Source organism: Nocardioides zhouii, from assembly GCF_004137345.1.
In the GTDB taxonomy this organism is placed as follows: domain Bacteria; phylum Actinomycetota; class Actinomycetes; order Propionibacteriales; family Nocardioidaceae; genus Nocardioides; species Nocardioides zhouii.
In genome coordinates this window covers 178,250-201,184 of record NZ_SDWV01000006.1, presented here as the reverse complement: position 1 = coordinate 201,184, position 22,935 = coordinate 178,250, and the positions used below count along the sequence as shown (strand labels likewise).

Below are 22,935 nucleotides of genomic sequence, written 5' to 3'. Positions count from 1 at the left end.
GGTGCGCACCACTGCTCGACGAGCCGGCCAGGCCGTCAAGAAGGCGGCCCAGAAGGCCAGCCGCATGCAGGACCCGCCCGCACCTCCGTCGCAGCCCGCGCCTGCCAGCGCCGTGGCCGACCCGAAGGCCGAACGCCGCCGCCGGTTGCTGGCCAGCAACCTGACCGAGCTCGCGGTCGAGTTCCGCACCGACAAGTGGGGCGTGCACCGCTACACCCCCCACTACGAGCGGCACCTCCAGCACCTGCGCGGCGACTCCTTCACGCTGCTCGAGCTCGGCATCGGCGGCTACAAGAAGCGGCGCAAGAGCGGCGCCTCGATGAAGATGTGGCGCTGGTTCTTCCCGCGCGCCACGATCGTCGGCCTCGACATCGAGGACAAGACGTGGCTGACCCGCGGGCACATCCACACCTACCTCGGCGACCAGACCGACCCGGAGATCCTGCACCGCATCATCGAGGAGCAGGGCGCCCCGCTCGTCGTCATCGACGACGGCAGCCACATCCCGGCCCACGTCCGGGAGTCCTTCCGGATCCTGTTCCCCCTGCTGCCCGACGGCGCGATCTACTGCATCGAGGACATCCAGACGTCCTACTGGCCCGCCTGGGGCGGCGAGCTCGACCCCCGTGCTCCCGGCACCTCGATGGACCTCGTCAAGGACCTCATCGACGGCCTCAACCACGAGGAATTCCTCGTCGAGGGCTACGAGGCGACCTACACCGACCAGTGGGTCAGGGGCGTGCACTGCTACCACAACCTCGTGATCATCGAGAAGGGTGACAACCGCGAGGGCACCAACCGCGACGACGTCGCCCACGAGCTGTACGGCGCCTCCGAGCTGCCCGAAGCATGACTGCCCCCGCATGACCGTCCTCCTCGCGACCAGCGGTGACCTGCCGCAGGGCGAGCCCGGCGCGCCCGCACTCGACGCTGCCCTCGCCGAGCGCGGCATCGACTTCGCCTGGGTGCGGTGGGACGACCCGGCCGTGGACTGGGCCGCAGCGGACCTCGTCGCCGTACGCTCCACGTGGGACTACGTCGAGCGACCGGCGGACTTCCTCGGCTGGGCGGCCTCGCTCGACCAGTCCCGGCTGCTCAACGGCGCCGACGTCTTCGCGTGGAACCACGACAAGCGCTACCTCCTCGACCTCGACGACCTGCCGGGCGTCCCGACCGCCTGGGTCGCCAGCGCCACGCAGCTGGTCGCCGCGGTCGACGGCCTCGGCACGGCTGTCGTGAAGCCGGCCATCGGCGCCGGCGGGCAGGGCCTGGCGGTCCTGCAGGCCGGGCTCGACGAGGACCAGGCAGCACCCCATGTCGAGGGTGGGCCGGTCGTCGTCCAGCCGCTCGTCGAGTCGATCCACACCCACGGCGAGGTGTCGGTCTACGTCATCGACGGCCGCGTCACCGCGCGGTTCGACAAGGTGCCGGCCGGCACCGGCGAGATCCGCGTCCACGAGGAGTTCGGCGGGCAGGTGCGCGAGGTGCCGACGGGCGAGGTCGGCCCGCTCGCACTGAGGGCGTACGACGCCATGGCGCGACGCTTCGGCCGGCCGATCGACTACCTGCGTGTCGACCTCCTCCACTGGCAGGGGGACTGGGTCGTCAGCGAGCTCGAGCTGATCGAGCCCGGGCTCTACCTCGACGTCTCGCCCGCCAATGCGGGACCGTTCGCGGACCTCGTTGTCGCGCACCTCCAACCTCGCGAGTCGCGCACGCGTTGAGGTGGTCATGGAGCAACGGTTGGGCGATCGCGAGTCGTTCACGGCGTGGGCGACCCTCCGCCGTCCCCACCTGCTCCGGACCGCGAGCTTCCTGACGGGCGACCCCGGCCTGGCCGAGGACCTCGTCCAGGAGGCGCTGACCAAGGTGGCGCAGCGCTGGCCACGGCTGCGCGACGGCCATCCCGATGCGTACGCCCGACAGATCCTGGTGCGCGACAACGTCTCCTGGTGGCGTCGCGCCCGTTTCGAGGTGGCCTCCGAGATTGTTGACCCGGGTCGCACGCCCGCGGGCGACTCCGCCGTAGAGCGACGCATGGTGCTCCTCGGGGCCCTCGGTCGCCTCACCGACCGGCAGCGGGCCGTCCTCGTTCTGCGCTACTTCGACGACCTCTCCGAGGCCGAGATCGCGCAGGCCCTCGGTGTCTCCACCGGCACCGTCAAGAGCACCGCCCACCTGGCCCTGCGCCGTTTGCGCGAGCTCGCTCCCGAGCTCAGCGACCTGCTCTTCCTGGAGACCTCATGACCGACACCGACCTCCGCGACCTGTTCCGCGCCGCGGCCCCCGACCAGGACCTGCAGGACCCGGCTGCCATCGACCGGGCCTGGCGTGACGGCACCCGTCGTCGCGTCGGGTCGCGGGTCGGCGTCGTCGCCGCGACCGCCGCGGCAGCCGCAATTGTCACCGGTGTGGCCGTGCTGGCGAGTCCCGGCGGCCGGGTGGCACCGGCGCCGGCCCCCTCCACGTCGCCCACGCCGTCCGCCACAGCCTCGGCGACCGGTCAGGCTCCGGTGGCACGCCCGGCTGGTGAGTACGCCGGAGCACCGATCTGGTGGGCACCCTCCGCGGTGGAGGAGGCCGATCTTCCCGTGCTCCCCGTCGCCGGTCTCCCCGCCGTGATCAACCTCGAGGGAGCCGAGGTCGTCGGATCCGTCGGGGAGCCGGTGGTCGCGCTGTTCGCGGGCCGCGGGGAGCGGGTGCTCGCCCTGACCGAGAGCCAGCGGGCGGTCGAGATCGACATCTCGCGGCTCGAGCCGGTGACCGACGAGGAGGGCAACGGGCGTACCCCGCTGTCGCACGCCAGCCTGTCCGGTGACCGGCTCCGTGCCTTCTTCGTACAGGACAGTTCGATCGAGGTGCTGGACCTGATGACCGGCGCCTGGACGACGGTCGACACCCCGGACTGGCTGGCGGAGGGTGCGCGGTGGCTGATGACGAACCAGATATGGGTGCCTGACGCGCTGGGCGACGACTCATCTGGGGTCGTGCACAGCCTGGACGGGGAGACCTCGGTCGCCGACGTCGACTGGGTGCAGGGCTGGACGGGAGCCGACGAGCCATGGGGCCCAGTCGCCGTGGGCCGGGCAGGCACGGCGCAGGCGGCCTTCCTCGCCGGCGGCGTGTCCGGCGGCTCGGTCAGCAATCCGCAGGCGCTCATGGTGGACCGGCACGGCGACCGCACCGCGCTGGCGCTCGACTACGGCTTCGGCGGCGACGGGACCCGCAGCAAGGGGTGCTGCCTCCCGCTGGGGTGGATCGGCGGGGACACCGTCCTCTTCTCCTCATCCAGCACGGAGGGCCAACGGATCCTGGCCTGGGACGTCGGCACCGAGGACGTCCACCTCGTCAGCGAGATCGTGGGCCGGGTCAGCATCGCCCAGCTCGCCGACCTCTCGTGACGGCCGCGCCGACGAGCCTCTGAGGCGTTTGCACTCTCGGGGGTCGAGTGCTAAACATGACGCTGGCACTCTCGTCATGAGAGTGACAACGACCCAGGTGATGCTGAGGTCCGCAGATGCCGGCGTGAATGGATCGCCGGGGGAGCGGATCGTCCGTCGCGGGCAGCCTGCCTGGTGTCGACACACAGACTCACGTCGATAGGAATCGCACGCGATATGGCCAAGCTGATTGCTTTCAACGAGGAGGCCCGCCGCGGCCTCGAGCGGGGTATGAACACCCTCGCCGACGCCGTCAAGGTCACCCTCGGCCCCAAGGGCCGCAACGTCGTCCTGGAGAAGAAGTGGGGAGCCCCCACGATCACCAACGACGGCGTCTCGATCGCCAAGGAGATCGAGCTGGAGGACCCCTACGAGAAGATCGGCGCCGAGCTGGTCAAGGAGGTCGCCAAGAAGACCGACGACGTCGCCGGTGACGGCACGACGACGGCCACCGTCCTGGCCCAGGCCATGGTCCGCGAGGGCCTGCGCAACGTCGCGGCCGGCGCGAACCCGATGGGTCTCAAGCGCGGCATCGAGGCCGCCGTCGCCGCCGTGTCCGAGCAGCTGCTCAGCATGGCGAAGGACGTCGAGACCAAGGAGCAGATCGCGTCCACGGCGTCGATCTCCGCTGCTGACACCACCGTCGGCGAGATCATCGCCGAGGCGATGGACAAGGTCGGCAAGGAAGGGGTCATCACCGTCGAGGAGTCCAACACCTTCGGGCTGGACCTCGAGCTGACCGAGGGCATGCGCTTCGACAAGGGCTACATCTCGGCCTACTTCGCCACCGACCTCGAGCGCATGGAGGCCGTGCTGGAGGACCCGTACGTCCTCATCGCCAACTCCAAGGTGTCGACGGTCAAGGACCTCCTGCCCCTGCTGGAGAAGGTCATGCAGTCCGGCAAGCCGCTGCTGATCATCGCCGAGGACGTCGACGGCGAGGCGCTGTCGACCCTGGTCGTCAACAAGATCAAGGGCACCTTCCGCTCCGTCGCCGTCAAGGCGCCGGGCTTCGGTGACCGTCGCAAGGCCATGCTCCAGGACATCGCCATCCTCACCGGTGGCCAGGTCATCTCCGAGGAGGTCGGCCTCAAGCTCGACACCGCCGGTCTGGAGCTGCTCGGCCAGGCCCGCAAGGTCGTCATCACCAAGGACGAGACCACCATCGTCGAGGGTGCCGGCGACCAGGGCCAGATCGAGGGCCGGGTCAACCAGATCCGCGCCGAGATCGAGAAGTCGGACTCCGACTACGACCGCGAGAAGCTCCAGGAGCGCCTCGCCAAGCTGGCCGGCGGCGTGGCCGTCATCAAGGTCGGCGCGGCCACCGAGGTCGAGCTCAAGGAGCGCAAGCACCGCATCGAGGACGCTGTCCGCAACGCCAAGGCTGCGGTCGAGGAGGGCATCGTCGCCGGAGGCGGCGTGGCGCTCGTCCAGGCCGGCACCGAGGCGTTCGCCAAGCTCGACCTCACCGGCGACGAGGCCACGGGTGCCAACATCGTCCGCGTGGCGATCGAGGCCCCGCTCAAGCAGATCGCGATCAACGCCGGTCTTGAGGGTGGCGTCGTGTCCGAGAAGGTGCGCAACCTCCCCGCGGGTCACGGCCTCAACGCCGCGACCGGTGACTACGTCGACATGATCGCCGAAGGCATCATCGACCCGGCCAAGGTCACCCGCTCGGCGCTGCAGAACGCCGCGTCGATCGCCGCGCTGTTCCTCACCACCGAGGCGGTCGTGGCCGACAAGCCCGAGAAGGCTTCGGCCATGGGCGGCGGCGACGGCGGAATGGGCGGAATGGGCGGAATGGACTTCTGAGCGAAGCGAAGAAGCTTCAGCTCGGCTGATCCGTCCCCCAGCCACACAGCTCCACCAGCAGGGCCTCCGCTTTCGGCGGGGGCCCTGCTGCATTCTCCGGGCGCACCTGTCTGGACCTCTGCTGAATCGTGATCTGCGCGTCACACGTACGCGCGTATCGACCCCTTACTGTGAGCCCGACGACGCATTCCGTCGTCCCCATGCATTCGCGTGAAGGGGCACTGCATGAGCACAACGGCCGTCGAGCTGGTCGGACTCAGCAAGTCCTTCGGCGACGTCACGGCTGTCGACGGCGTGGACCTGGAGATCCGCGACGGCGAGTTCTTCTCCATGCTCGGTCCCAGTGGCTCGGGCAAGACCACCGTGCTGCGGATGATCGCGGGCTTCGAGCAGCCGACCTCGGGCCGGGTGCACCTCGCCGGCCAGGACGTCACCGGCCGGCCCCCGTTCGCCCGCGACGTCAACACGGTGTTCCAGGACTACGCGCTCTTCCCGCACATGGACGTGCTGGCCAACGTCGAGTACGGGTTGCGGGTCAAGAAGGTCCCGCGTGCCGAGCGCCGCGAGCGGGCGACTGCGGCCCTCGAGGCGGTCCAGCTCGGCGACCTCGCCGCGCGACGGCCCACCCAGCTCTCGGGCGGGCAGCGCCAGCGCGTCGCCCTCGCGAGGGCGCTGGTCAACCGGCCCAAGGTGCTGCTCCTCGACGAGCCGCTCGGCGCCCTCGACCTCAAGCTGCGCCGGTCGATGCAGCTCGAGCTCAAGCAGATCCAGCGCGACGTCGGCATCACCTTCGTGTTCGTGACCCACGACCAGGAGGAGGCGCTCACGATGAGTGACCGGATCGCGGTCTTCCGCGATGGTCGCATCGAGCAGGTGGCCGCTCCGGCCGACCTGTACGAGAGCCCGGCCTCGCCGTTCGTGGCGGGATTCGTCGGCACCTCCAACCTGCTGGAGGGCGAGGCCGCGCACACGGTGCTCGGCCGTCGAGGTGTCTTCAGCATCAGGCCCGAGAAGATCCACCTCGGTGACGAGGTGGGCGACGACGACGCCACGGCACCCGGGGTCGTGCAGGACGTGGTCTACCTCGGCTCGGTCAACCACTACCTGGTCGAGCTCGATGCCGGGCCGACCCTCACCGTGCTGCGCCAGAACCTGCGCGGCACCACGCACGAGGCCATGGCTCTCCGCGGTCAACGGGTCACCGTCGGCTGGGCCCCCGAGCACGTCATCGAGCTCGACCAGGAACGGCAAGGACAACAGCACCAGGAGTTGGAGGAGTCATGAGGAGATCCACGATCACCCGCGCGGCGACAGGAGCGGTGCTCGCGCTGGTCCTGACCGGATGCGGGACGTCCAGCGGGGACGACGACGGCGGAGGCGGCGGCGCCACCGGCTCCGAGGAGCAGGGCGGGTTCACCGCCCCCGACATCGAGATGGCCGAGTCCCTCGGCGACAACGAGGGCACCCTCAGCGTGCTCGCGTGGCCCGGCTACGCCGAGGACGGCTCGACCGACAAGTCGGTCGACTGGGTCACGCCGTTCGAGGAGGGGACGGGCTGCCAGGTCGAGGTGAAGTACTTCGGCACGTCGGACGAGGCCGTCAGCCTGATGAAGTCCGGGCAGTACGACGTGGTGTCGGCGTCCGGTGACGCCTCGCTGCGCCTGATCGCGGGCGGTGACGTCGCGCCGGTCAATACCGACCTCATCGACAACTACGCCGACGTGTGGTCGTTCCTCAAGGACCGCGACTGGAACTCCGTCGACGGGCAGATGTACGGCGTGCCCCACGGCTACGGCGCCAACCTGCTGATGTACAACACCGATGAGGTCGACCCCGCGCCCACGAGCTGGAGCTCGGTCTTCGACGACGCCGGCACCTACAGCGGCAAGGTGACGTCGTACGACTCGCCGATCTACATCGCCGACGCGGCGCTGTACCTGATGAACACGCAGCCCGACCTGGGCATCAAGGACCCCTACTCCCTCGACGCCGACCAGCTGGCGGCTGCCGTGGACCTGCTGAAGCAGCAGCGCGAGCACGTCGGCGAGTACTGGTCGGACTACCTCAAGGAGACGCAGGCCTTCAAGACCGGCGACTCGGTCATCGGCACCACGTGGCAGGTGATCGCCAACCTCGCCCAGTCGGAGGGCGCAACCGTCGAGGCGTTCCTCCCCGACGAGGGATCCACCGGCTGGTCGGACACCTGGATGGTGTCGTCGAAGACCGAGGCGCCCAACTGTGCGTACGCGTGGCTCAACCACATCGTCAGCCCGGAGGCCAACGCCGCGGTCGCCGAGTGGTTCGGCGAGGCGCCGGCCAACGAGAAGGCGTGTGACCTCACCAGTGACGGCTTCTGCGAGTCGTACCACGCCGGTGACGAGGCCTACGCCGAGAAGATCCACTACTGGACGACGCCGATCGAGCAGTGCCTGGACGGGCGTACGGACGTGACGTGCACGACGTACCAGGACTGGACGCAGGCCTGGACCGAGATCAAGGGCTGACGCGTTGGCCCAGCAGCAGGACGGACGACCGGGAGGCGGTGTGGCACTCCGCGCAGGGGTGCTGCACCGCCGTCCCCGGCTCCGCCTCGGGCTGCTGCTGGGGCCGCCGATGTTGTGGCTCGGGGTGCTCTACCTCGGGTCGCTGGCGGCGCTCTTCATCACGTCGCTGTGGTCCGTCGACGCCTTCGGCGGCAACATCGAGCGGATCTGGACCCTCGACAACTACCGCGACCTCTTCACGATCGACGTCTACCGCACGATCACGGTGCGCACGCTTCTCATCGCAGCCGCGGTGACGATCATCGACGCCGTCCTGGCGTTCCCGGTCGCCCTCTACATGGCAAAGGTCGCCTCGCCGCGGCTCCAGCGGATCCTCGTGATCGCCGTGCTGACGCCGCTGTGGGCGTCGTACCTGGTCAAGGCGTACGCCTGGCGCGGCATGTTCGCGAGCGGCGGTCCGCTCGACGCCGTCGGGTTGTCGCCCGGCTACGGGCTGGCGGCGACGGTGCTGACGCTGTCGTACCTCTGGCTGCCCTACATGATCCTGCCGATGTACGCCGGCCTCGAGCGGCTGCCGAACTCCCTCATCGAGGCCTCGGCAGACCTGGGCGCCGGCACCGGCACCACGATGCGGCGCGTCGTCCTGCCGGTGCTGTTCCCGGCGGCGGTCGCGGGATCGATCTTCACCTTCTCCCTGACCCTCGGCGACTACATCGCGGTGAAGATCGTCGGCGGCGCCAACCAGATGCTCGGCAACGTCGTCTACGACTCGTTCCTCACGGGCAACAACCTGCCGTTCGCGGCCGCCGTTGCGACGATCCCGGTCGCGGCGATGCTGGTCTACCTCACGGCCGTACGCCGGACGGGAGCGCTGGACTCGCTGTGAGCTTCTCGCGGATGACCCGTTCGGTGCTCCTGGCGTTCAGCGCGCTGGTGCTGCTCTTCGTCTACGCGCCACTCGCGCTGGTGGTGCTGAACTCGTTCAACACGTCCCGGACCTTCGAGTGGCCACCGCCGGGGTTCACGACGAAGTGGTGGTCGGCGGCGGTCGACAGCGAGGGTGCCCGCAACGCGATCGTGGTGTCGCTCGAGGTGGCCCTGGTGGCCACGGTCATCGCGCTCGTGCTGGGCACGATGGCAGCGCTGGCGCTGCAACGGTTCCGCTTCTTCGGCCGCGACACCGTGTCGCTCCTGATCATCCTGCCGATCGCACTGCCCGGCGTGGTGACGGGCATCGCGCTGGCCAACGCCTTCCTCACGATGTTCGGGATCGAGCTGGGGATGCTGACGCTGGTGGTCTCGCACGCGACCTTCTGCATCGTCACGGTCTTCAACAACGCCATCGCCCGGCTGCGCCGGCTCGGTGGCAACCTGGAGGAGGCGTCGATGGACCTCGGTGCGGGCACGTTCCGCACCTTCTGGTCGGTGACGCTCCCGATGATGCGCTCGGCGCTGCTGGCCGGGGCCCTGCTGTCCTTCGCGCTGTCGTTCGACGAGATCATCGTGACGACGTTCACCGCGGGACAGGGCATCCAGACGTTGCCGATCTGGATCTACCAGAACCTGTTCCGACCCAACCAGGCTCCCGTGGTCAACGTCGTGGCGGCTGCGCTCATCGTCCTCTCGATCGTCCCGATCTGGCTGTCCCAGAAGCTGGCTGGCACCGACGAGTCCGTGGCCGCCGCGAGGTAGCAGGCAGGGCGCGCTGGTAGGACCCGCTGGTAGGAATGCGGCATGCGCCTCCCCGTCCCCGGACCCCGCGACGTCCTGTCCGCCCTCGAACGGGGTGGTGACCAGTTCGAGGCCCTGATCGGCGCCGTCCCGCGCGCGCTCGCCCTGCTCGACCGGGCCGAGGCCCTGCTCGACGGGGCCCACGTGGCGGTGCAGCGGGTCCGGGAGGTCACCGAGGCGGCCAACGTGGTCGTCGTACGCGCGAACGGCGTCGTGGACGGGGCCGAGACCGCCATCGGGCGGGTCACCACCCTGACCGACGCCCTCGAGCCGTCGCTCACCAAGCTGCAGCCGACCCTCGAGACGCTCGCGGACACCACCCACCCGGACGAGGTCGCGGCGCTCGTACGCCTCGTCGACACGCTGCCCGCGCTGACCGACTCGATGGAGAAGGACGTGATGCCGGTCCTCGCGACGCTCGGCACGGTCGCCCCGGACGTCCACGACCTCCTCACCGTCGCCCGCGAGCTCAACGACATGCTCGCCAAGATCCCCGGCATGGGCCGCCTCAAGCGGCGCATCGACGAGGAAGAGGGCCAGGACGAGACGGACGCGACGGTCCGGTGACGATCGGAACCCCCGCAGGCTCAGTCCCGTCCCATCGATGTGGCACGGTGACGGCACCGGCCCGGTCCCACCAGGAGGAATCGTGAACGCCACTCGAACCCGCACCCTTCTCGCCACGCCCCTCCTCGTCGTCGCCCTGGCGTTCCTGTCCGCGTGCGGCGGGAGCGACGACGGCACTGGTGAGGACACGGGCCGCGACACCAGCGCACCCACCAGCCCGGACGCCGACAGCGGATCCGGTGGCACCCTGGCCCTCACGGCCGACGGCTCGGCGGCCGCCAAGTGCGCGATGCCCTCGGCCGAGACACTGGCGACCTTCGACACCGCGTTCGCCGGCACGGTCACGTCCCTCGACGGCGGCACGGCGACCCTGTCGGTCGACCAGTGGTACGCCGGCGACGAGGCCGACACCGTCACCGTCGAGTCGCCCAGCCAGGACCTGCAGGACCTCCTGATGGCCGTCGACTTCGAGGCCGGGAAGTCCTACCTCGTCAGCGCGACGGACACCCGGGTCACCCTGTGCGGCTTCACCGCCGAGCAGAGCCCGGAGCTGCAGGCGTTGTACGACGAGGCCTTCGCCCAGTGACGTCGGTCGTCGGCGTCCTGCTCGCCGCAGGCTCGGGGGAGCGGTTCGGCGGGCCGAAGGCCCTTGCGCGCGACGACGACGGCACCTCGTGGCTGCTGCGCTCGGTGCAGGCGCTGCGGCCGTGCGCCGAGATCGTCGTCGTGCTCGGAGCCGGGGCGGACGAGGCGGCGGCGCTCCTGCCGATGTCGGTCTCGCGCATCCGCGCCGACGACTGGGCCGAGGGGATGGGTGCGTCGCTGCGCGCCGGTCTCGCCGCGCTCGCGTCGACCGCGCACGACTCCGCCCTCGTCTCCCTGGTCGACCTGCCCGACGTCGACGCCGCCGTCGTGGCCCGGCTGGCGGCAGCGGCCACGGGTGCCGACGTCGTCGCCCGGGCGGCGTACGACGGCGTGCCCGGCCACCCCGTGCTGATCGGCCGCGACCACTGGGCGGGCGTGGTCGCGAGCGCGACCGGCGACCGCGGGGCGCGGGACTACCTCGCCGCCCACGAGGTGGTCCTGGTCGAGTGCGGGGACCTGGCCACCGGCGTCGACGTCGACTCCCGCTGACCGGCCCAACGTCCGACCAACGTGCCGGGTCGTAGCCTGACGACATGTCGACAGGTATGGACTCCGTCGCGGACGTGGCCGCTCGGCTGGGCACGACCGGCTACCTCGCCGACGAGGAGCTGGCCACGGTCGTCTTCCTGGCGTCGCGAATGCAGCGGCCGCTGCTGCTGGAGGGTGAGCCCGGCACGGGCAAGACCGCGCTGGCCGAGGCCCTCGCGCAGAGCCTCGAGCTGCCGCTCGTCCGTCTCCAGTGCTACGAGGGGATCGACGCGAGCCAGGCGCTCTACGACTGGGACTTCCCGCGCCAGATCCTCCACCTGCGCGCGCTGGAGGCCGGCGGCGAGGTCGACTCCGACGAGGCCGAGAAGAGCCTGTACGACGAGCGCTTCCTGCTGTCGCGCCCCGTGCTCGCGGCGCTGCGCCAGGCGCCCGCCGTGCTGCTGGTCGACGAGGTGGATCGCGCCGACGACGAGTTCGAGGCGTTCCTGCTCGAGGTGCTCTCGACGTGGCAGGTGACGATCCCCGAGTTCGGGACGATCACCGCCCCCGAGCCGCCGCTGGTCGTGCTGACGTCGAACCGCACGCGCGAGCTGCACGATGCGCTCAAGCGGCGCTGCCTCTACCACTGGATCGACCACCCCGGCCTCGAGCGCGAGGTCGAGATCGTACGGTCGCGCGCGCCCGAGGTCAGCGAGGCGCTTGCCCGGCAGGTCGTCAGGCTCGTCCAGCAGCTGCGCACGCGCGACGACCTCCTCAAGCCGCCCGGGGTGGCCGAGACCCTCGACTGGGCCCGCGCCCTGACCCACCTCGGCACCGCCGAGCTGGACCTGGCCTCGGCCGCCGCGACCCTGGGTGCGCTCCTGAAGTACCGCGAGGACTCCGACCGGGTGAAGGCCGCCCTGGACCGGATGCTGGCGCAGTGACGGCCACTGCCCACGCCGCCGACGAGGTGTTCCTCGGCTTCACCCGGGCGCTGCGCGCCGCCGGCGTCGCCGTCACGCAGGACCGGGCCCAGGGCTTCCTGGCCGCTGTCGCCGAGGTCGGCGCCGACGACCGGCAGGCGACCTACTGGGCCGGCCGGGCGACGCTCTGCGCCTCGCCCGACGACCTCTTCCGCCACGACCAGGTCTTCGCGGCCTGGTTCAACGCGCGCGACGGCCTGCCGCAGGCCCGGCCGCGCGAGGCCTCGCGACCCTCGACCGCCCACCTCCTGCCCGACACCGAGACCGGTGGGGGCGACGGCGGCGACGACGAGGACGTGGTGCGCGCCGCCGCGTCGGCGGCCGAGGTCCTCCGGCACCGCGACGTCGCGACGCTCGACTCCGCAGAGAAGCGCCGGCTGGCCCGGATGTTCGTCCGGCTGACGCTGCGCCCGCCCAGTCGGCGCACGGCCCGGCACCAGAGGTGGCACCGCGGCGAGATCGACGCCTCCCGCACCCTGCGCAACTCGCTCCGCCACCTCGGCGAGCCGGGCGACATCGCCTGGCGCCGCCGCGGCGTACGACCCCGCCGGGTGGTGCTGCTCGTCGACGTGAGCGGCTCGATGAGCGCGTACGCCGACGCGCTGGTGCGGCTCGCCCACCGCCTCACCCAGTCGGGACGCGCCGCGGGCGGCACCGTCGAGACCTTCACGGTCGGCACCCGCCTGACCCATGTCACCCGCGCCCTGCGCTCGCCCGACGCCGACCGCGCGATCGTCGCGGCCGGCGAGGTCGTGCCCGACTGGTCGGGCGGCACGCGGCTCGGGGAGACGATCCGGGTGTTCCTCGACCGCTGGGGACAGCGGGGCATGGCGCGCGGAGCCGTGGTGGTGGTCTTCAGCGACGGCTGGGAGCGTGGCGACGCCGAGCTCCTCGGCGAGCAGATGGCCCGGCTGCGCCGGGTCGCGCACCGCGTCATCTGGGTCAACCCCCACCGCGGCAAGGCGGGCTACGAGCCGCTCCAGGGCGGCGTCGTCGCGGCGCTCCCGCACTGCGACGACTTCCTCGCCGGTCACTCGCTGGCGACCTTTGCCGACCTCACGGAGGTGATCGCGCGTGCGTGACGTGCTGCCCGAGCTGATGCAGTGGTGGGAGGCCGGCGAGACGATCGGCGTCGGCACCGTCGTGGCCACCTTCCGGTCCGCACCCCGACCGCCGGGCGCATCGATGCTGGTCGGACCCGACGAGACCGCTGTGGGCTCCGTCTCCGGCGGCTGCGTCGAGGGCGCGGTGTACGAGCTGGCCCAGACCGTGGTCACCTCGGGGCAGCCGGTGCTCGAGCGCTACGGCGTCTCCGACGACGACGCCTTCGCGGTCGGCCTGACCTGCGGCGGCATCCTCGACGTCTTCGTCGAGCAGGTCTCCCGCACGACCTTCCCGAAGCTGGGCGAGATCGCCGCCGACATCGAGGCCGGCCGGCCCGTCGCCCTGGCCACCGTCATCGAGCACCCCGATCCGGAGTGGCGGGGGCGTCGGATGGTCGTCCGCCCGCACGCCCCGGCCGACGGCAGCCTGGGCTCGCCCCGGGCGGACGACGCCGTGCACGACGACGCGCTCGGCCTGCTCGCGGCGGGCACCAACGCCACGCTGACCTACGGCCCCGACGGCGAGCGCCGGGGCGAGGGCATGCGGGTCTTCGTCTGGGGCTTCGCGCCGAAGCCGCGGATGCTGGTCTTCGGCGCGATCGACTTCGCCGCGGCCGTGGCCAAGGTCGGCTCGTTCCTCGGCTACCACGTGACCGTCTGCGACGCCCGCCCCGTCTTCGCCACCAACTCGCGCTTCCCGGGAGCCGACGAGGTCGTCGTCGACTGGCCCCACCGCTACCTCGCCGCCGAGCTCGAGGGCGGCCGCATCGACCGGCGCACGGTGCTGGCGGTGCTCACCCACGACCCGAAGTTCGACGTCCCGCTCCTCGAGGTCGCACTGCGGCTCGACGACGACGTACGCCCCGGCTACATCGGCGCGATGGGCTCGCGACGCACCCACGACGAGCGGATGGATCGGCTGGTGGAGGCGGGGCTCAGCGCCGACGAGATCGCGCTGCTGTCCTCGCCGATCGGGCTCGACCTCGGCGCGCGCACCCCGGAGGAGACGGCCGTGTCGATCGCGGCGGAGATCGTGGCCCGGCAGTGGGGCGGGTCCGGGGAGCGGCTGGCCTCGACCGAGGGCCGCATCCACCACGACGACTGACGCCCCGCGACCGCGCGTCCTCGACGAATTTGCGTGAGTTGAGGCTTCGTCTACCTTCTTTGGGATGCTTTTTCCCGCCGTGCCGCCCCGTGCCCGTGTCCACATGACCGCTCTCCTCGTCGCCACCCTCCTGCCGCTCTCGGCTCTGGCCGCCGGCGCATCGGGGGCGACCACCAGCGAGGACGTACGGTCCGAGGCCCGGTCCGCAGGGCCCGCCGGCCGCTTCTCCGTGGCCACCCTCAACCTGCGCAAGGGGATGCGGGTCGCGGGCATGCGCCACGACATCCGGCAGGTCATCGGGGGAGGTGCCTCGGTCGTCGGGTTGCAGGAGCGGCTGTTCAGCCGCCCGGCACTGCGCGCGTCGCTGCCGGAGTCGTGGACCCTGCTGATGCCGAAGGGGCCGACCGGCACGGACGACAACCCGATCGCCTTCGACAAGGACGTGTGGGAGCTCGAGCGGACCTGGTCCGCCCTCCTCACCGGGCGGACGTGGCGGCGCCAGACCGGTCAGGTCGCCCACGACCAGTACGGCGTAGTGGCCGTGCTCCGGCACCGCGCGAGCGGCCACGTCATCCGCGCCGTGAGCTTCCACCTGCCCAACCACCTCCACAACCGCCGGAACGGCGGGCCCAACTACGCCAACCGCGCAGGGGTCGAGGCGATGTGGCGGATGGCGCACCGGGTGCGCGCCCTGGCGGAGAACACGACCGAGGGGCACCAGTTCGTGGCGATGTGCGACTGCAACGTCACCGAGAACCGCGACACCACCGACGCCCTCGTCAAGGGGCGGATCACCCGGCCCCTGCGGCTCGAGACCAACTACACCGGTCGCGCGGGTGGATCCGGGATCGACTACGTCATGGGCGAGCGCGACTCCGACTTCCGCATCGACTCCTTCGACTCGTACCGTCGCCTGGTCACCGATCACCCCGGCATCGTCGCCACCTTCACGCGCAGGAGCTGAACCGGTCCACCTCGCCCTGTTGCGAGCGTCACACTCGGGCTACTGTCGGCCGCGACCCGTCGGGAGCCGCCATGACCACCAGTGATGACCTGCACGCACGCCGCGTGCAAGCCGTCCGCGCGTGGACCCAGTTCGTCGCCGAGGGCGACGAGGAGGCCGAGGCGGTCCGCCCCGAGATCCGCAGCAGCTGGCAGCTGTCCGGCGTGGTCTCCCCGGCCGTGACGCACGCCCCGCTCGACGACGAGGGCGACACTGCCGAGTTCTGGAACCACTCGCCCCTGCAGACCGCCGTCTCGCGGGTGCAGGACGAGCTGCGCCGTACGGCCGAGGACGGCGACCTGGTCATCGCGATCACGGATGAGCAGACCCGCATCCTCTGGACCTACGGCGGCCGGGTGATGCGCCGCAAGGCCGAGACGGTCAACTTCGTGCCCGGCGGTCGCTGGGACGAGGCGAGCGTCGGCACCAACGCCCTCGCGATCGCGGGCCGGACCGGCGCGCCATCGATGGTGTTCAGCGCGGAGCACTACGCCGAGGTCGTGCACAACTGGGTGTGCTGGGCGGCCCCGGTCTTCGACCCGGTCACCGGACGGCCGCTCGGCGTCATCGACCTCTCGACCACCTGGGACCGCACCCACCCGATCGGCCTGGCGACCGCGCGGGTGATGGCGCGGCTCATCGAGGGCGCGCTGCCCGCCGACCGGCGTACGACGCCTCTCGGGGCCGCCGCACCCGCCGTGCCCGGCCTCACCCTCACGCTGCTCGGCACTGCGGAGGTGTGGCTCGACGGCCAGCGGCTGCTGCTCAACCGCCGCCAGACCGAGATCCTCGCCCTGCTCGCGATGCACCCCACCGGCCTGTCGGTCGAGCACCTGCACTCCTTGCTCTACGGCGACTCGACGGTCACCACGTCAACCCTCAAGGCCGAGGTGTCCCACCTGCGCGCGGCGCTCGCCGGTCAGCTGTCCTCGCGGCCCTACCGGTTGACCATGCCCGTCGCCACCGACGTCGAGGAGGTGCAGCGGCTGCTGCGTCGCGGCGACGTACGCGCTGCGGTGCGGGCCTACGGCGGCGACCTGCTGCCCGGCACGGAGTCGCCGGCGCTGGTCCAGATGGGCGATTACCTCGCTGTCAGCGTGCGGGAGGCGCTGCTGGCGCACCCCGACCCCGACGCGGTGCTCCGCTACAGCGACCTCGCGCCGTACGACACCGCGGTGGTGGAGGCGTGCCTGGCCTCGTTGCCGGTGCTCCATCCGGTGGCCCCGCTGCTCAAGGGAAAGCTGGCCGCGGGCCGGGGTTGACGTGGGCAGACCTCTCGGACGGTGGTCGAGCGCGCTCTCGACCGCGATGGTCGGCGTGCTCCTCGCGGGCTGCGGCCTGGAGTTGCGCGAACCCGACGCGGAGTCGACCCGGGACCGGGAGTCACCCTCGGCGGAGGAGTCACCCACCCCCGAGTTGGACGACTCGGCGGAGGGGACACCGGGTGCATGGGGCCGGTTGACCGACCCGGACTCCGGCGCCACCTTCGTCTTCCCCGAGGCGGTCATGCCCTCGGCGCGGGAGACCGTCACCGGGCAGGACGGCACCGACTTCCTCAACTGGTGGTACGACTACGTCGAGGAAGACTCCGAGGCGCACGTCGAGCTGGTGGCGCCGCTCGGGGAGGCCACCATGGTGCTCCCGCCCCGCGCCGTCCTGCGGATCCAGACCCGAAGGATCCGCGAGCTCGGCGGCCGCGACCTCGTGATCACTCCGGGCCGCCCGCGCCGCGACGGCCAGGTCCTCGAGTCGCCGTACGCCCTCGAGTGGCAGACGCCCGACGAGCGGCGGCTGGCCCGCGTGGGCGTCTTCAACACGCGGGGGATGGCGGTCGTCGTCTTCGTCACGATGACCGGCCGCGACGACCCCGCCTTCATCCGGCGGGTGACCAAGCTCGTCTACGACCGGGTCACCGCCGGGATCGAGGTGCCGGTCCGTCCGCCCTCCAACCTTTCGCCAACCGGGTCGGCCTAGGTTCGGGACCAACGTGACCCGCCTCACACTGGAGTGGCCTGATGACGAAGATCGAACTCACCGTTGACGGGGCTGCTGTCTCCGACGACGTCGAGCCGCGGATGCTGCTCGTGCAGTACCTCCGCGAGAAGCTCGGCAAGACCGGCACCGTGATCGGCTGTGACACCTCCAACTGCGGCGCGTGCACGGTGCACCTCGACGGCACGAGCGTGAAGTCGTGCAACGTGCTCGCCGTGCAGGCCAACGGCCGCACCGTCACCACGATCGAGGGCCTGGCCGACACCGCCGAGGGCGACCTCCACCCGGTGCAGGCGTCGTTCCGCGAGTGCCACGGGCTCCAGTGCGGCTTCTGCACGCCGGGGATGATCATGCAGGCCGTCGACCTGCTGGGCGAGAACCCCGACCCCACCGAGGAGGAGGTGCGGCTCGGCATGGAGGGCAACCTCTGCCGCTGCACCGGCTACCACAACATCGTCAAGAGCGTGCTCCACGCCGCTGAGGGGGCGAAGGCATGACCGCCACCCAGGACCGTCCCGCGGCCGAGATCGGCAAGGACCGCCGCCGCAAGGAGGACCAGCGCCTCATCACCGGTCGTACGCGCTGGACCGACAACATCACCCTGCCGGGGATGCTCCACCTGGCGATGGTGCGCAGCCCCTTCGCCCACGCGTCCATCACCTCGGTGGACGTCGAAGCGGCCAAGGCCTCGCCCAACGTCGTGGCAGTGCTGTCGGGCAAGGACTTCGGTGCCGAGCTCGGCGTCTGCATCAACGCCTGGCCCATCACGCCGGACCAGAAGACCCCCAACCACTCGCCGATGCCCGCGGACCGGGTCGCCTTCGCCGGTGAGATTGTCGCCGTCGTGGTCGCCCGCAGTGCAGCCGAGGCGCGCGACGCCGCCGAGCTGGTCGACGTCGAGTACGACGAGCTGCCGGCCGTCATCGGCATCAAGAACGCGCTCAAGGACGAGGTGCTCGCCCACCCCGACCTCGGCACCAACAAGTCCGCGCTCTGGGTCTTCGACTCGAACGAGGTCGGCACCGGCTCGGACGTCGAGGCGGCCATCGAGACGGCCCGCACCGACGGCATCGTCATCGAGCGCGAGTACCGCCAGCAGCGCCTCATTCCGGCGTTCATGGAGCCCCGCAGTGTCGTGGTCGACCCGACGGGCGAGCAGATCACCATGTGGTCGGCCACCCAGATCCCGCACATCCTCCGGTTCGCCCTCGCGGCCACCACCGGCGTGCCCGAGTCGAAGATCCGGGTCATCGCCCCCGATGTGGGTGGTGGTTTCGGCGGCAAGCTGCAGACCACCCCGGAGGAGTGGATCGCGTGGGCCGTGGCCCGGCGCCTCTCGAAGCCGGTCAAGTACACCGAGACCCGCAGCGAGAGCCTGATGGCGGCCCACCACGGTCGCGACCAGGTCCAGACGCTCACGCTGGCCGCGGACAAGGACGGCAAGGTCACCGGTCTGAAGGTGCACCTCGACGCCGACCTCGGCGCCTACATCGCCGTTGTCGGTGGCGGTGTCCCGGTGCTCGGCGCGTTCATGTTCAACGCGATCTACAAGTTCCCGTCCTACCGCTTCGAGTGCCAGACGGTGCTCACCAACACGACGTTCACCGACGCCTACCGCGGCGCCGGGCGGCCGGAGGCGACGTACGCCATCGAGCGGCTGATGGACGAGCTCGCCGCCGAGGTCGGGGTGGACCCGCTCGAGATCCGCGAGCGCAACTGGATCACGCACGAGGAGTTCCCCTTCACGACCGTGGCCGGGCTGGAGTACGACACCGGCAACTACGAGGCCGCGACCGCCAAGGCCCGGGAGTCCTTCGGCTACGACGCGCTGCGCGCCGAGCAGAAGGAGCGCCGCGACCGCGGCGACCGCGTCCAGCTGGGCATCGGCGTCTCGACCTTCACCGAGATGTGCGGCCTGGCCCCGAGCCGGGTGCTCGGCAGCCTCGACTACGGCGCCGGTGGCTGGGAGCACGCGAGCGTGCGGATGCTGGCCACGGGCAAGGTCGAGATCGTCACCGGGGCCAGTGCCCACGGCCAGGGCCACGAGACGGCGTTCAGCCAGATCGTCGCCGACCGGCTCGGCGTCCCGTTCGAGGACGTCGAGGTGCTGCACGGCGACACCCAGATCGCGCACAAGGGCCTCGACACCTACGGCTCGCGCTCCCTGGTGGTCGGCGGCGAGGCACTCGTCCGCGCGGTCGACAAGGTGATCGACAAGGCCAAGCACCTCGCGGCCCACCTGCTGGAGGCCAGCGAGGACGACCTCGAGTACAAGGGCGGGCGGTTCACGGTCGCCGGCACGGACCAGGGCGTCGCCATCCAGGAGCTCGCCACGGCGGCCTTCGCGGCGCACAACTACCCGGAGGACATGGAGCCCAGCCTCGACGCCGACGCGACGTACGACCCGGTGAACTTCAACTACCCCCACGGCACGCACCTGTGCGCCATGGAGGTCGACACCGAGACCGGCGCGGTGAAGATGCGGAAGTACACCTGCTGCGACGACATCGGGGTCATCATCAACCCGCTGATCGTGGCCGGCCAGGTGCACGGCGGCCTGGTGCAGGGCATCGCGCAGGCGCTCTGGGAGGAGGCCGTGCACGACGACGCGGGCACGCTGGTCAGCGGCTCGTTCGTGGACTACCTCCTGCCGACGTCGGCCGACACGATCTCCTTCGACGTGGTCCACACCGACGAGCCGAGCGTCTGCACCACCAACACGCTCGGCACCAAGGGCGTCGGCGAGGCCGGCACCATCGCGTCCACGCCCGCGGTCGTCAACGCGGTCGTCGACGCCATCCGCCACCTCGGCATCAACGACATCCAGATGCCGTGCACGCCGGAGCGCGTGTGGCGGGCCATCCAGGGCTCGAAGGCGGGCGGTGCGACCGAGACACCCCCGGACGCGATGCCCCACTTCGCCGAAGGCGAAGCAAACCAGCAGAGTCATGAAGGTGCCCTCGACCAGGATGGAGCAGGCCAGTGATCCCGGTGAAGTTCGACTACCTCGCACCGACCTCGGTCGAGGAGGCGCTGGCCGCGCTCGGTGAGCACGGTGACGAGGCCAAGATCCTGGCCGGTGGGCAGAGCCTGCTGCCGGTCCTGCGGATGCGGCTCAACGCCCCCGAGGTCGTCATCGACCTGGGCGGGATCAGCTCGCTGCGGGGGATCCGCGACGACGGTGACGCCATCGTCATCGGCGCGATGACCACGCACCACGACGTACGCGACCACGCGCTCGTCCACGAGCACGCCCTGCTGCTCTCCAAGGCGGCCGCCGAGGTGGCCGACGCACAGATCCGGCACCGCGGCACCTTCGGCGGTGCGCTGGCGCACGCCGACCCGGCGGGCGACCTCGGAGCGCCGGCACTCGCGCTCGGTGCGCAGTTCGTCATTCAGGGTCCCGGTGGCAGCCGGACCGTCGAGGCCGCGGACTTCTTCGTCGACCTCTTCGAGACCGCGATCGGCGAGGACGAGATCCTCACCGAGGTGCGCATCCCCAAGCACACCGGCTGGGGCGCGCACTACGAGAAGTTCGTGCGCGTCGCCCACCAGTGGCCGATCGTGGCCGTGGCCGCGACGGTCAAGGGCTCCATCGACGAGGCGCGTGTGGGCCTGACCAACATGGGCTCGACCCCGCTGCGCGCGAGCGCCACGGAGGCCGCCCTGGCCGGCGCGACCGCGACCGAGGAGGGCGTACGCGAGGCGGCGGAGCTCGCTGCCGAGGGCACCAACCCGCCGTCGGACCTCAACGGCGCTGCCGACTACCGCCAGCACCTCGCCCGCGTGCTGACTGCGCGCGCGGTGCTCAAGGCGGCGGGAGCGTAGTGGAGCTGAGCCACCAGTTCACCGTCCCCATCGGCGTCGAGGAGACCTGGGCCCACTTCAACGACATCGCGTCGGTGGCCGAGTGCTTCCCCGGCGCGCAGGTCACCGAGGCCGACGAGTCGTCGTTCAGCGGGTCGGTGAAGGTCAAGCTCGGTCCGATCGCGCTGCAGTACAACGGCTCCGGCACGTTCGTGGAGAAGGACGAGGCGGCCCACCGCTTCGTCGTCGACGCCAAGGGCAAGGACAAGCGCGGCAACGGGACGGCGGGCGCCAACGTCGTCGTCCAGATGACCGACGTCGACGGCTCGACCGACGTCTCGGTCACGACGGACCTGGCCATCACCGGCAAGCCCGCGCAGTTCGGCCGCGGCGTCATGCAGGACGTCTCGGACAAGCTGCTCGGCCAGTTCGTGGCGTGCCTCGAGCAGCGGCTCACCGCGCCCGAGCCGGAGCCGGTGGTCGAGGCAGCCGCGCCTCTGGCGTCGGCCGGGGAGACGACGGCGGCAACCCCGCCGCCGCCGAGGGCCGCACCGAAGCCTCCACCTCCGCCCGTCGAGGCGCTCGACCTCGGGAGCGCGGTCCTGCCGGTGATCCTGAAGTCCTACTGGAAGCAGGCTCTCGGTGCCCTGATCGGCCTCGCCGTCCTGCGACGACTGCTGAAGCGGTGACCTACCGGACAGTCGTGTCGTGATCGGTGGGGCGCGCGACACGACTGTCAGGTAGCGCTCGGTCACGCGGAGTTGAAGCCGACGTAGCCGACGTACATGACGCACGCCGCTGTCACCGCGAGGACGCATCCGCCGGCGACCGCCACGACTGCCCGCGAGCGCCGCAGCACCACGCCGCCGAGGATCGCTAGCAGCGCCGAGCTGACGAGACTGACGGTGAACCACTCCGCGAAGTCGGAGTTCGAGTACGCGCGCATGTCCGGTCGGTCGTCGACCGCGAACCACGCGACCAGGGACACAAGCGCCTGGACGACGAAGCCAGCGAGTGCCAGGTGATGAGCAGGCCGTGGAGCTGCGATGCGGAGCTCGGTCTGCGGCGGCATCGCGTCAGTGTGTCGCGTCTAGAACACGTTGAGCGGGCGAAACTGCACCGAGATCCGCGGACCGGAGTGCGCGACCTTCGGCACCGCGTGCTCCCAGGTGCGCTGGCACGATCCGCCCATCACGACCAGGTCGCCGTGCCCCATCGTCAGGGCGATCGACGGGCCGCCGCCGCGCGGGCGGAGCAGCAGCCGGCGCGGATCGCCGACACTGACGATCGCCACCATCGTGTCCTCGGCCCGGCCGCGGCCGATGGTGTCGCCGTGCCACGCGACCGAGTCGCGGCCGTCGCGGTAGTAGCAGCAGCCGCCGCTCACGAACGGCTCGCCGAGCTCGGGGAGGTAGTGCGCAGTGAGGTCTGCACGGGCCTGCTCGAGCGCGGGGTGCGGCAGCTGGTCGTCGGCGAGGTAGGTGTGCACGAGCCGCGGTACGTCGACCACGGCGTCGTACATCTCGCGGCGCTCGGCACGCCAGGGCACCCGCTCCACGAGTGCGGTGAAGACGTCGTCGGGGTCGCGCAACCAGTCGCGCTGCACGTCCACCCAGGCGCCGTGCGACAACACGCGACGCTGCGGCGCGAGGTCCGCGGGAGCGGGCGTCTCGTCGGCGAAGAGGGACGCCTGGAAGTCCACGAGGGCAGCATAACCGATGGATCGAACAGGCGTTCGATCGTCAAGCCTGAATCAAGGCTTTACCACAGACTTG

General features: G+C 71.0%; 24 protein-coding genes. 22 read left to right on the top strand and 2 right to left on the bottom strand.

Going from position 1 to position 22,935, the window contains the following annotated elements:
• Position 1: 1 nt before the first annotated feature.
• From EUA94_RS08265 to EUA94_RS08160, 22 genes are all read left to right on the top strand, one after another.
• Entirely contained in the window at positions 2–853 is an 852-nt protein-coding gene (locus EUA94_RS08265; protein ID WP_129426392.1) for a class I SAM-dependent methyltransferase, read from the top strand.
• A gap of 10 nt (positions 854–863) precedes the next feature.
• On the top strand, positions 864–1,724 hold the full coding sequence (locus EUA94_RS08260; protein WP_129426391.1) for an ATP-grasp domain-containing protein: 861 nt from the start codon (positions 864–866) through the stop codon (positions 1,722–1,724).
• A gap of 7 nt (positions 1,725–1,731) precedes the next feature.
• Complete coding sequence (locus EUA94_RS08255) at positions 1,732–2,247, top strand: SigE family RNA polymerase sigma factor (protein ID WP_129426390.1); 516 nt, start codon at positions 1,732–1,734, stop codon at positions 2,245–2,247.
• Positions 2,244–3,401 carry a hypothetical protein gene (locus EUA94_RS08250; RefSeq protein WP_129426389.1) on the top strand — a complete coding sequence of 386 codons (1,158 nt, stop codon included), beginning with the start codon at positions 2,244–2,246 and terminating at the stop codon, positions 3,399–3,401. The genes EUA94_RS08255 and EUA94_RS08250 overlap by 4 nt, the downstream gene beginning before the upstream one ends.
• A gap of 216 nt (positions 3,402–3,617) precedes the next feature.
• Entirely contained in the window at positions 3,618–5,252 is a 1,635-nt protein-coding gene (gene groL / locus EUA94_RS08245; protein WP_129426388.1) for a chaperonin GroEL, read from the top strand.
• A 225-nt stretch (positions 5,253–5,477) separates the two neighbouring features.
• Positions 5,478–6,536: an ABC transporter ATP-binding protein gene (locus EUA94_RS08240; RefSeq protein ID WP_129426387.1), complete on the top strand. Its 1,059-nt coding sequence runs from the start codon at positions 5,478–5,480 to the stop codon at positions 6,534–6,536.
• The gene (locus EUA94_RS08235) at positions 6,533–7,756 is read left to right on the top strand and encodes an ABC transporter substrate-binding protein (protein WP_129426386.1); all 1,224 of its coding nucleotides are present in this window, start codon (positions 6,533–6,535) and stop codon (positions 7,754–7,756) included. The genes EUA94_RS08240 and EUA94_RS08235 overlap by 4 nt, the downstream gene beginning before the upstream one ends.
• Before the next feature lie 40 nt (positions 7,757–7,796).
• A complete protein-coding gene (locus tag EUA94_RS08230; protein ID WP_242494740.1) occupies positions 7,797–8,642 on the top strand; it encodes an ABC transporter permease in 846 nt (281 codons plus the stop codon).
• Between the two features lie 11 nt (positions 8,643–8,653).
• On the top strand, positions 8,654–9,448 hold the full coding sequence (locus EUA94_RS08225) for an ABC transporter permease (protein WP_129426385.1): 795 nt from the start codon (positions 8,654–8,656) through the stop codon (positions 9,446–9,448).
• A gap of 42 nt (positions 9,449–9,490) precedes the next feature.
• Positions 9,491–10,054, top strand: coding sequence for a hypothetical protein (locus tag EUA94_RS08220; RefSeq protein WP_129426384.1), 564 nt, complete (start codon positions 9,491–9,493; stop codon positions 10,052–10,054).
• A gap of 82 nt (positions 10,055–10,136) precedes the next feature.
• Positions 10,137–10,640 (top strand): hypothetical protein, encoded by a 504-nt coding sequence (locus EUA94_RS08215; RefSeq protein WP_129426383.1) that lies wholly within the window; start codon positions 10,137–10,139, stop codon positions 10,638–10,640.
• Complete coding sequence (locus EUA94_RS08210) at positions 10,637–11,188, top strand: nucleotidyltransferase family protein (protein ID WP_129426382.1); 552 nt, start codon at positions 10,637–10,639, stop codon at positions 11,186–11,188. Before EUA94_RS08215 ends, EUA94_RS08210 begins: the two co-directional genes overlap by 4 nt.
• 44 nt (positions 11,189–11,232) lie before the next feature.
• Positions 11,233–12,111, top strand: a complete 879-nt coding sequence (locus EUA94_RS08205; protein WP_242494739.1) for an AAA family ATPase — start codon at positions 11,233–11,235, stop codon at positions 12,109–12,111.
• Entirely contained in the window at positions 12,108–13,232 is a 1,125-nt protein-coding gene (locus EUA94_RS08200) for a vWA domain-containing protein (protein ID WP_129426381.1), read from the top strand. The genes EUA94_RS08205 and EUA94_RS08200 overlap by 4 nt, the downstream gene beginning before the upstream one ends.
• Positions 13,225–14,358, top strand: coding sequence for an XdhC family protein (locus EUA94_RS08195; protein ID WP_129426380.1), 1,134 nt, complete (start codon positions 13,225–13,227; stop codon positions 14,356–14,358). The genes EUA94_RS08200 and EUA94_RS08195 overlap by 8 nt, the downstream gene beginning before the upstream one ends.
• 103 nt (positions 14,359–14,461) lie before the next feature.
• Complete coding sequence (locus tag EUA94_RS08190; RefSeq protein ID WP_129426379.1) at positions 14,462–15,322, top strand: exonuclease/endonuclease/phosphatase family protein; 861 nt, start codon at positions 14,462–14,464, stop codon at positions 15,320–15,322.
• A 71-nt stretch (positions 15,323–15,393) separates the two neighbouring features.
• A complete protein-coding gene (locus EUA94_RS08185) occupies positions 15,394–16,623 on the top strand; it encodes a transcriptional regulator (RefSeq protein ID WP_129426378.1) in 1,230 nt (409 codons plus the stop codon).
• Between the two features lies 1 nt (position 16,624).
• On the top strand, positions 16,625–17,335 hold the full coding sequence (locus EUA94_RS08180) for a hypothetical protein (protein WP_129426377.1): 711 nt from the start codon (positions 16,625–16,627) through the stop codon (positions 17,333–17,335).
• Between the two features lie 41 nt (positions 17,336–17,376).
• Positions 17,377–17,850: a (2Fe-2S)-binding protein gene (locus EUA94_RS08175; protein WP_129426376.1), complete on the top strand. Its 474-nt coding sequence runs from the start codon at positions 17,377–17,379 to the stop codon at positions 17,848–17,850.
• Positions 17,847–20,339: a xanthine dehydrogenase family protein molybdopterin-binding subunit gene (locus tag EUA94_RS08170; protein WP_129426375.1), complete on the top strand. Its 2,493-nt coding sequence runs from the start codon at positions 17,847–17,849 to the stop codon at positions 20,337–20,339. The genes EUA94_RS08175 and EUA94_RS08170 overlap by 4 nt, the downstream gene beginning before the upstream one ends.
• A complete protein-coding gene (locus tag EUA94_RS08165) occupies positions 20,336–21,181 on the top strand; it encodes an FAD binding domain-containing protein (RefSeq protein ID WP_129426374.1) in 846 nt (281 codons plus the stop codon). The genes EUA94_RS08170 and EUA94_RS08165 overlap by 4 nt, the downstream gene beginning before the upstream one ends.
• Entirely contained in the window at positions 21,181–21,849 is a 669-nt protein-coding gene (locus EUA94_RS08160) for an SRPBCC family protein (RefSeq protein ID WP_129426373.1), read from the top strand. Before EUA94_RS08165 ends, EUA94_RS08160 begins: the two co-directional genes overlap by 1 nt.
• 62 nt (positions 21,850–21,911) lie before the next feature.
• Here the strand turns inward: EUA94_RS08160 and EUA94_RS08155 are convergent, their stop codons facing one another.
• Entirely contained in the window at positions 21,912–22,232 is a 321-nt protein-coding gene (locus EUA94_RS08155) for a hypothetical protein (protein ID WP_129426372.1), read from the bottom strand.
• A gap of 18 nt (positions 22,233–22,250) precedes the next feature.
• Positions 22,251–22,862 carry an alpha-ketoglutarate-dependent dioxygenase AlkB gene (locus EUA94_RS08150; protein WP_129426371.1) on the bottom strand — a complete coding sequence of 204 codons (612 nt, stop codon included), beginning with the start codon at positions 22,860–22,862 and terminating at the stop codon, positions 22,251–22,253.
• Positions 22,863–22,935: the final 73 nt, after the last annotated feature.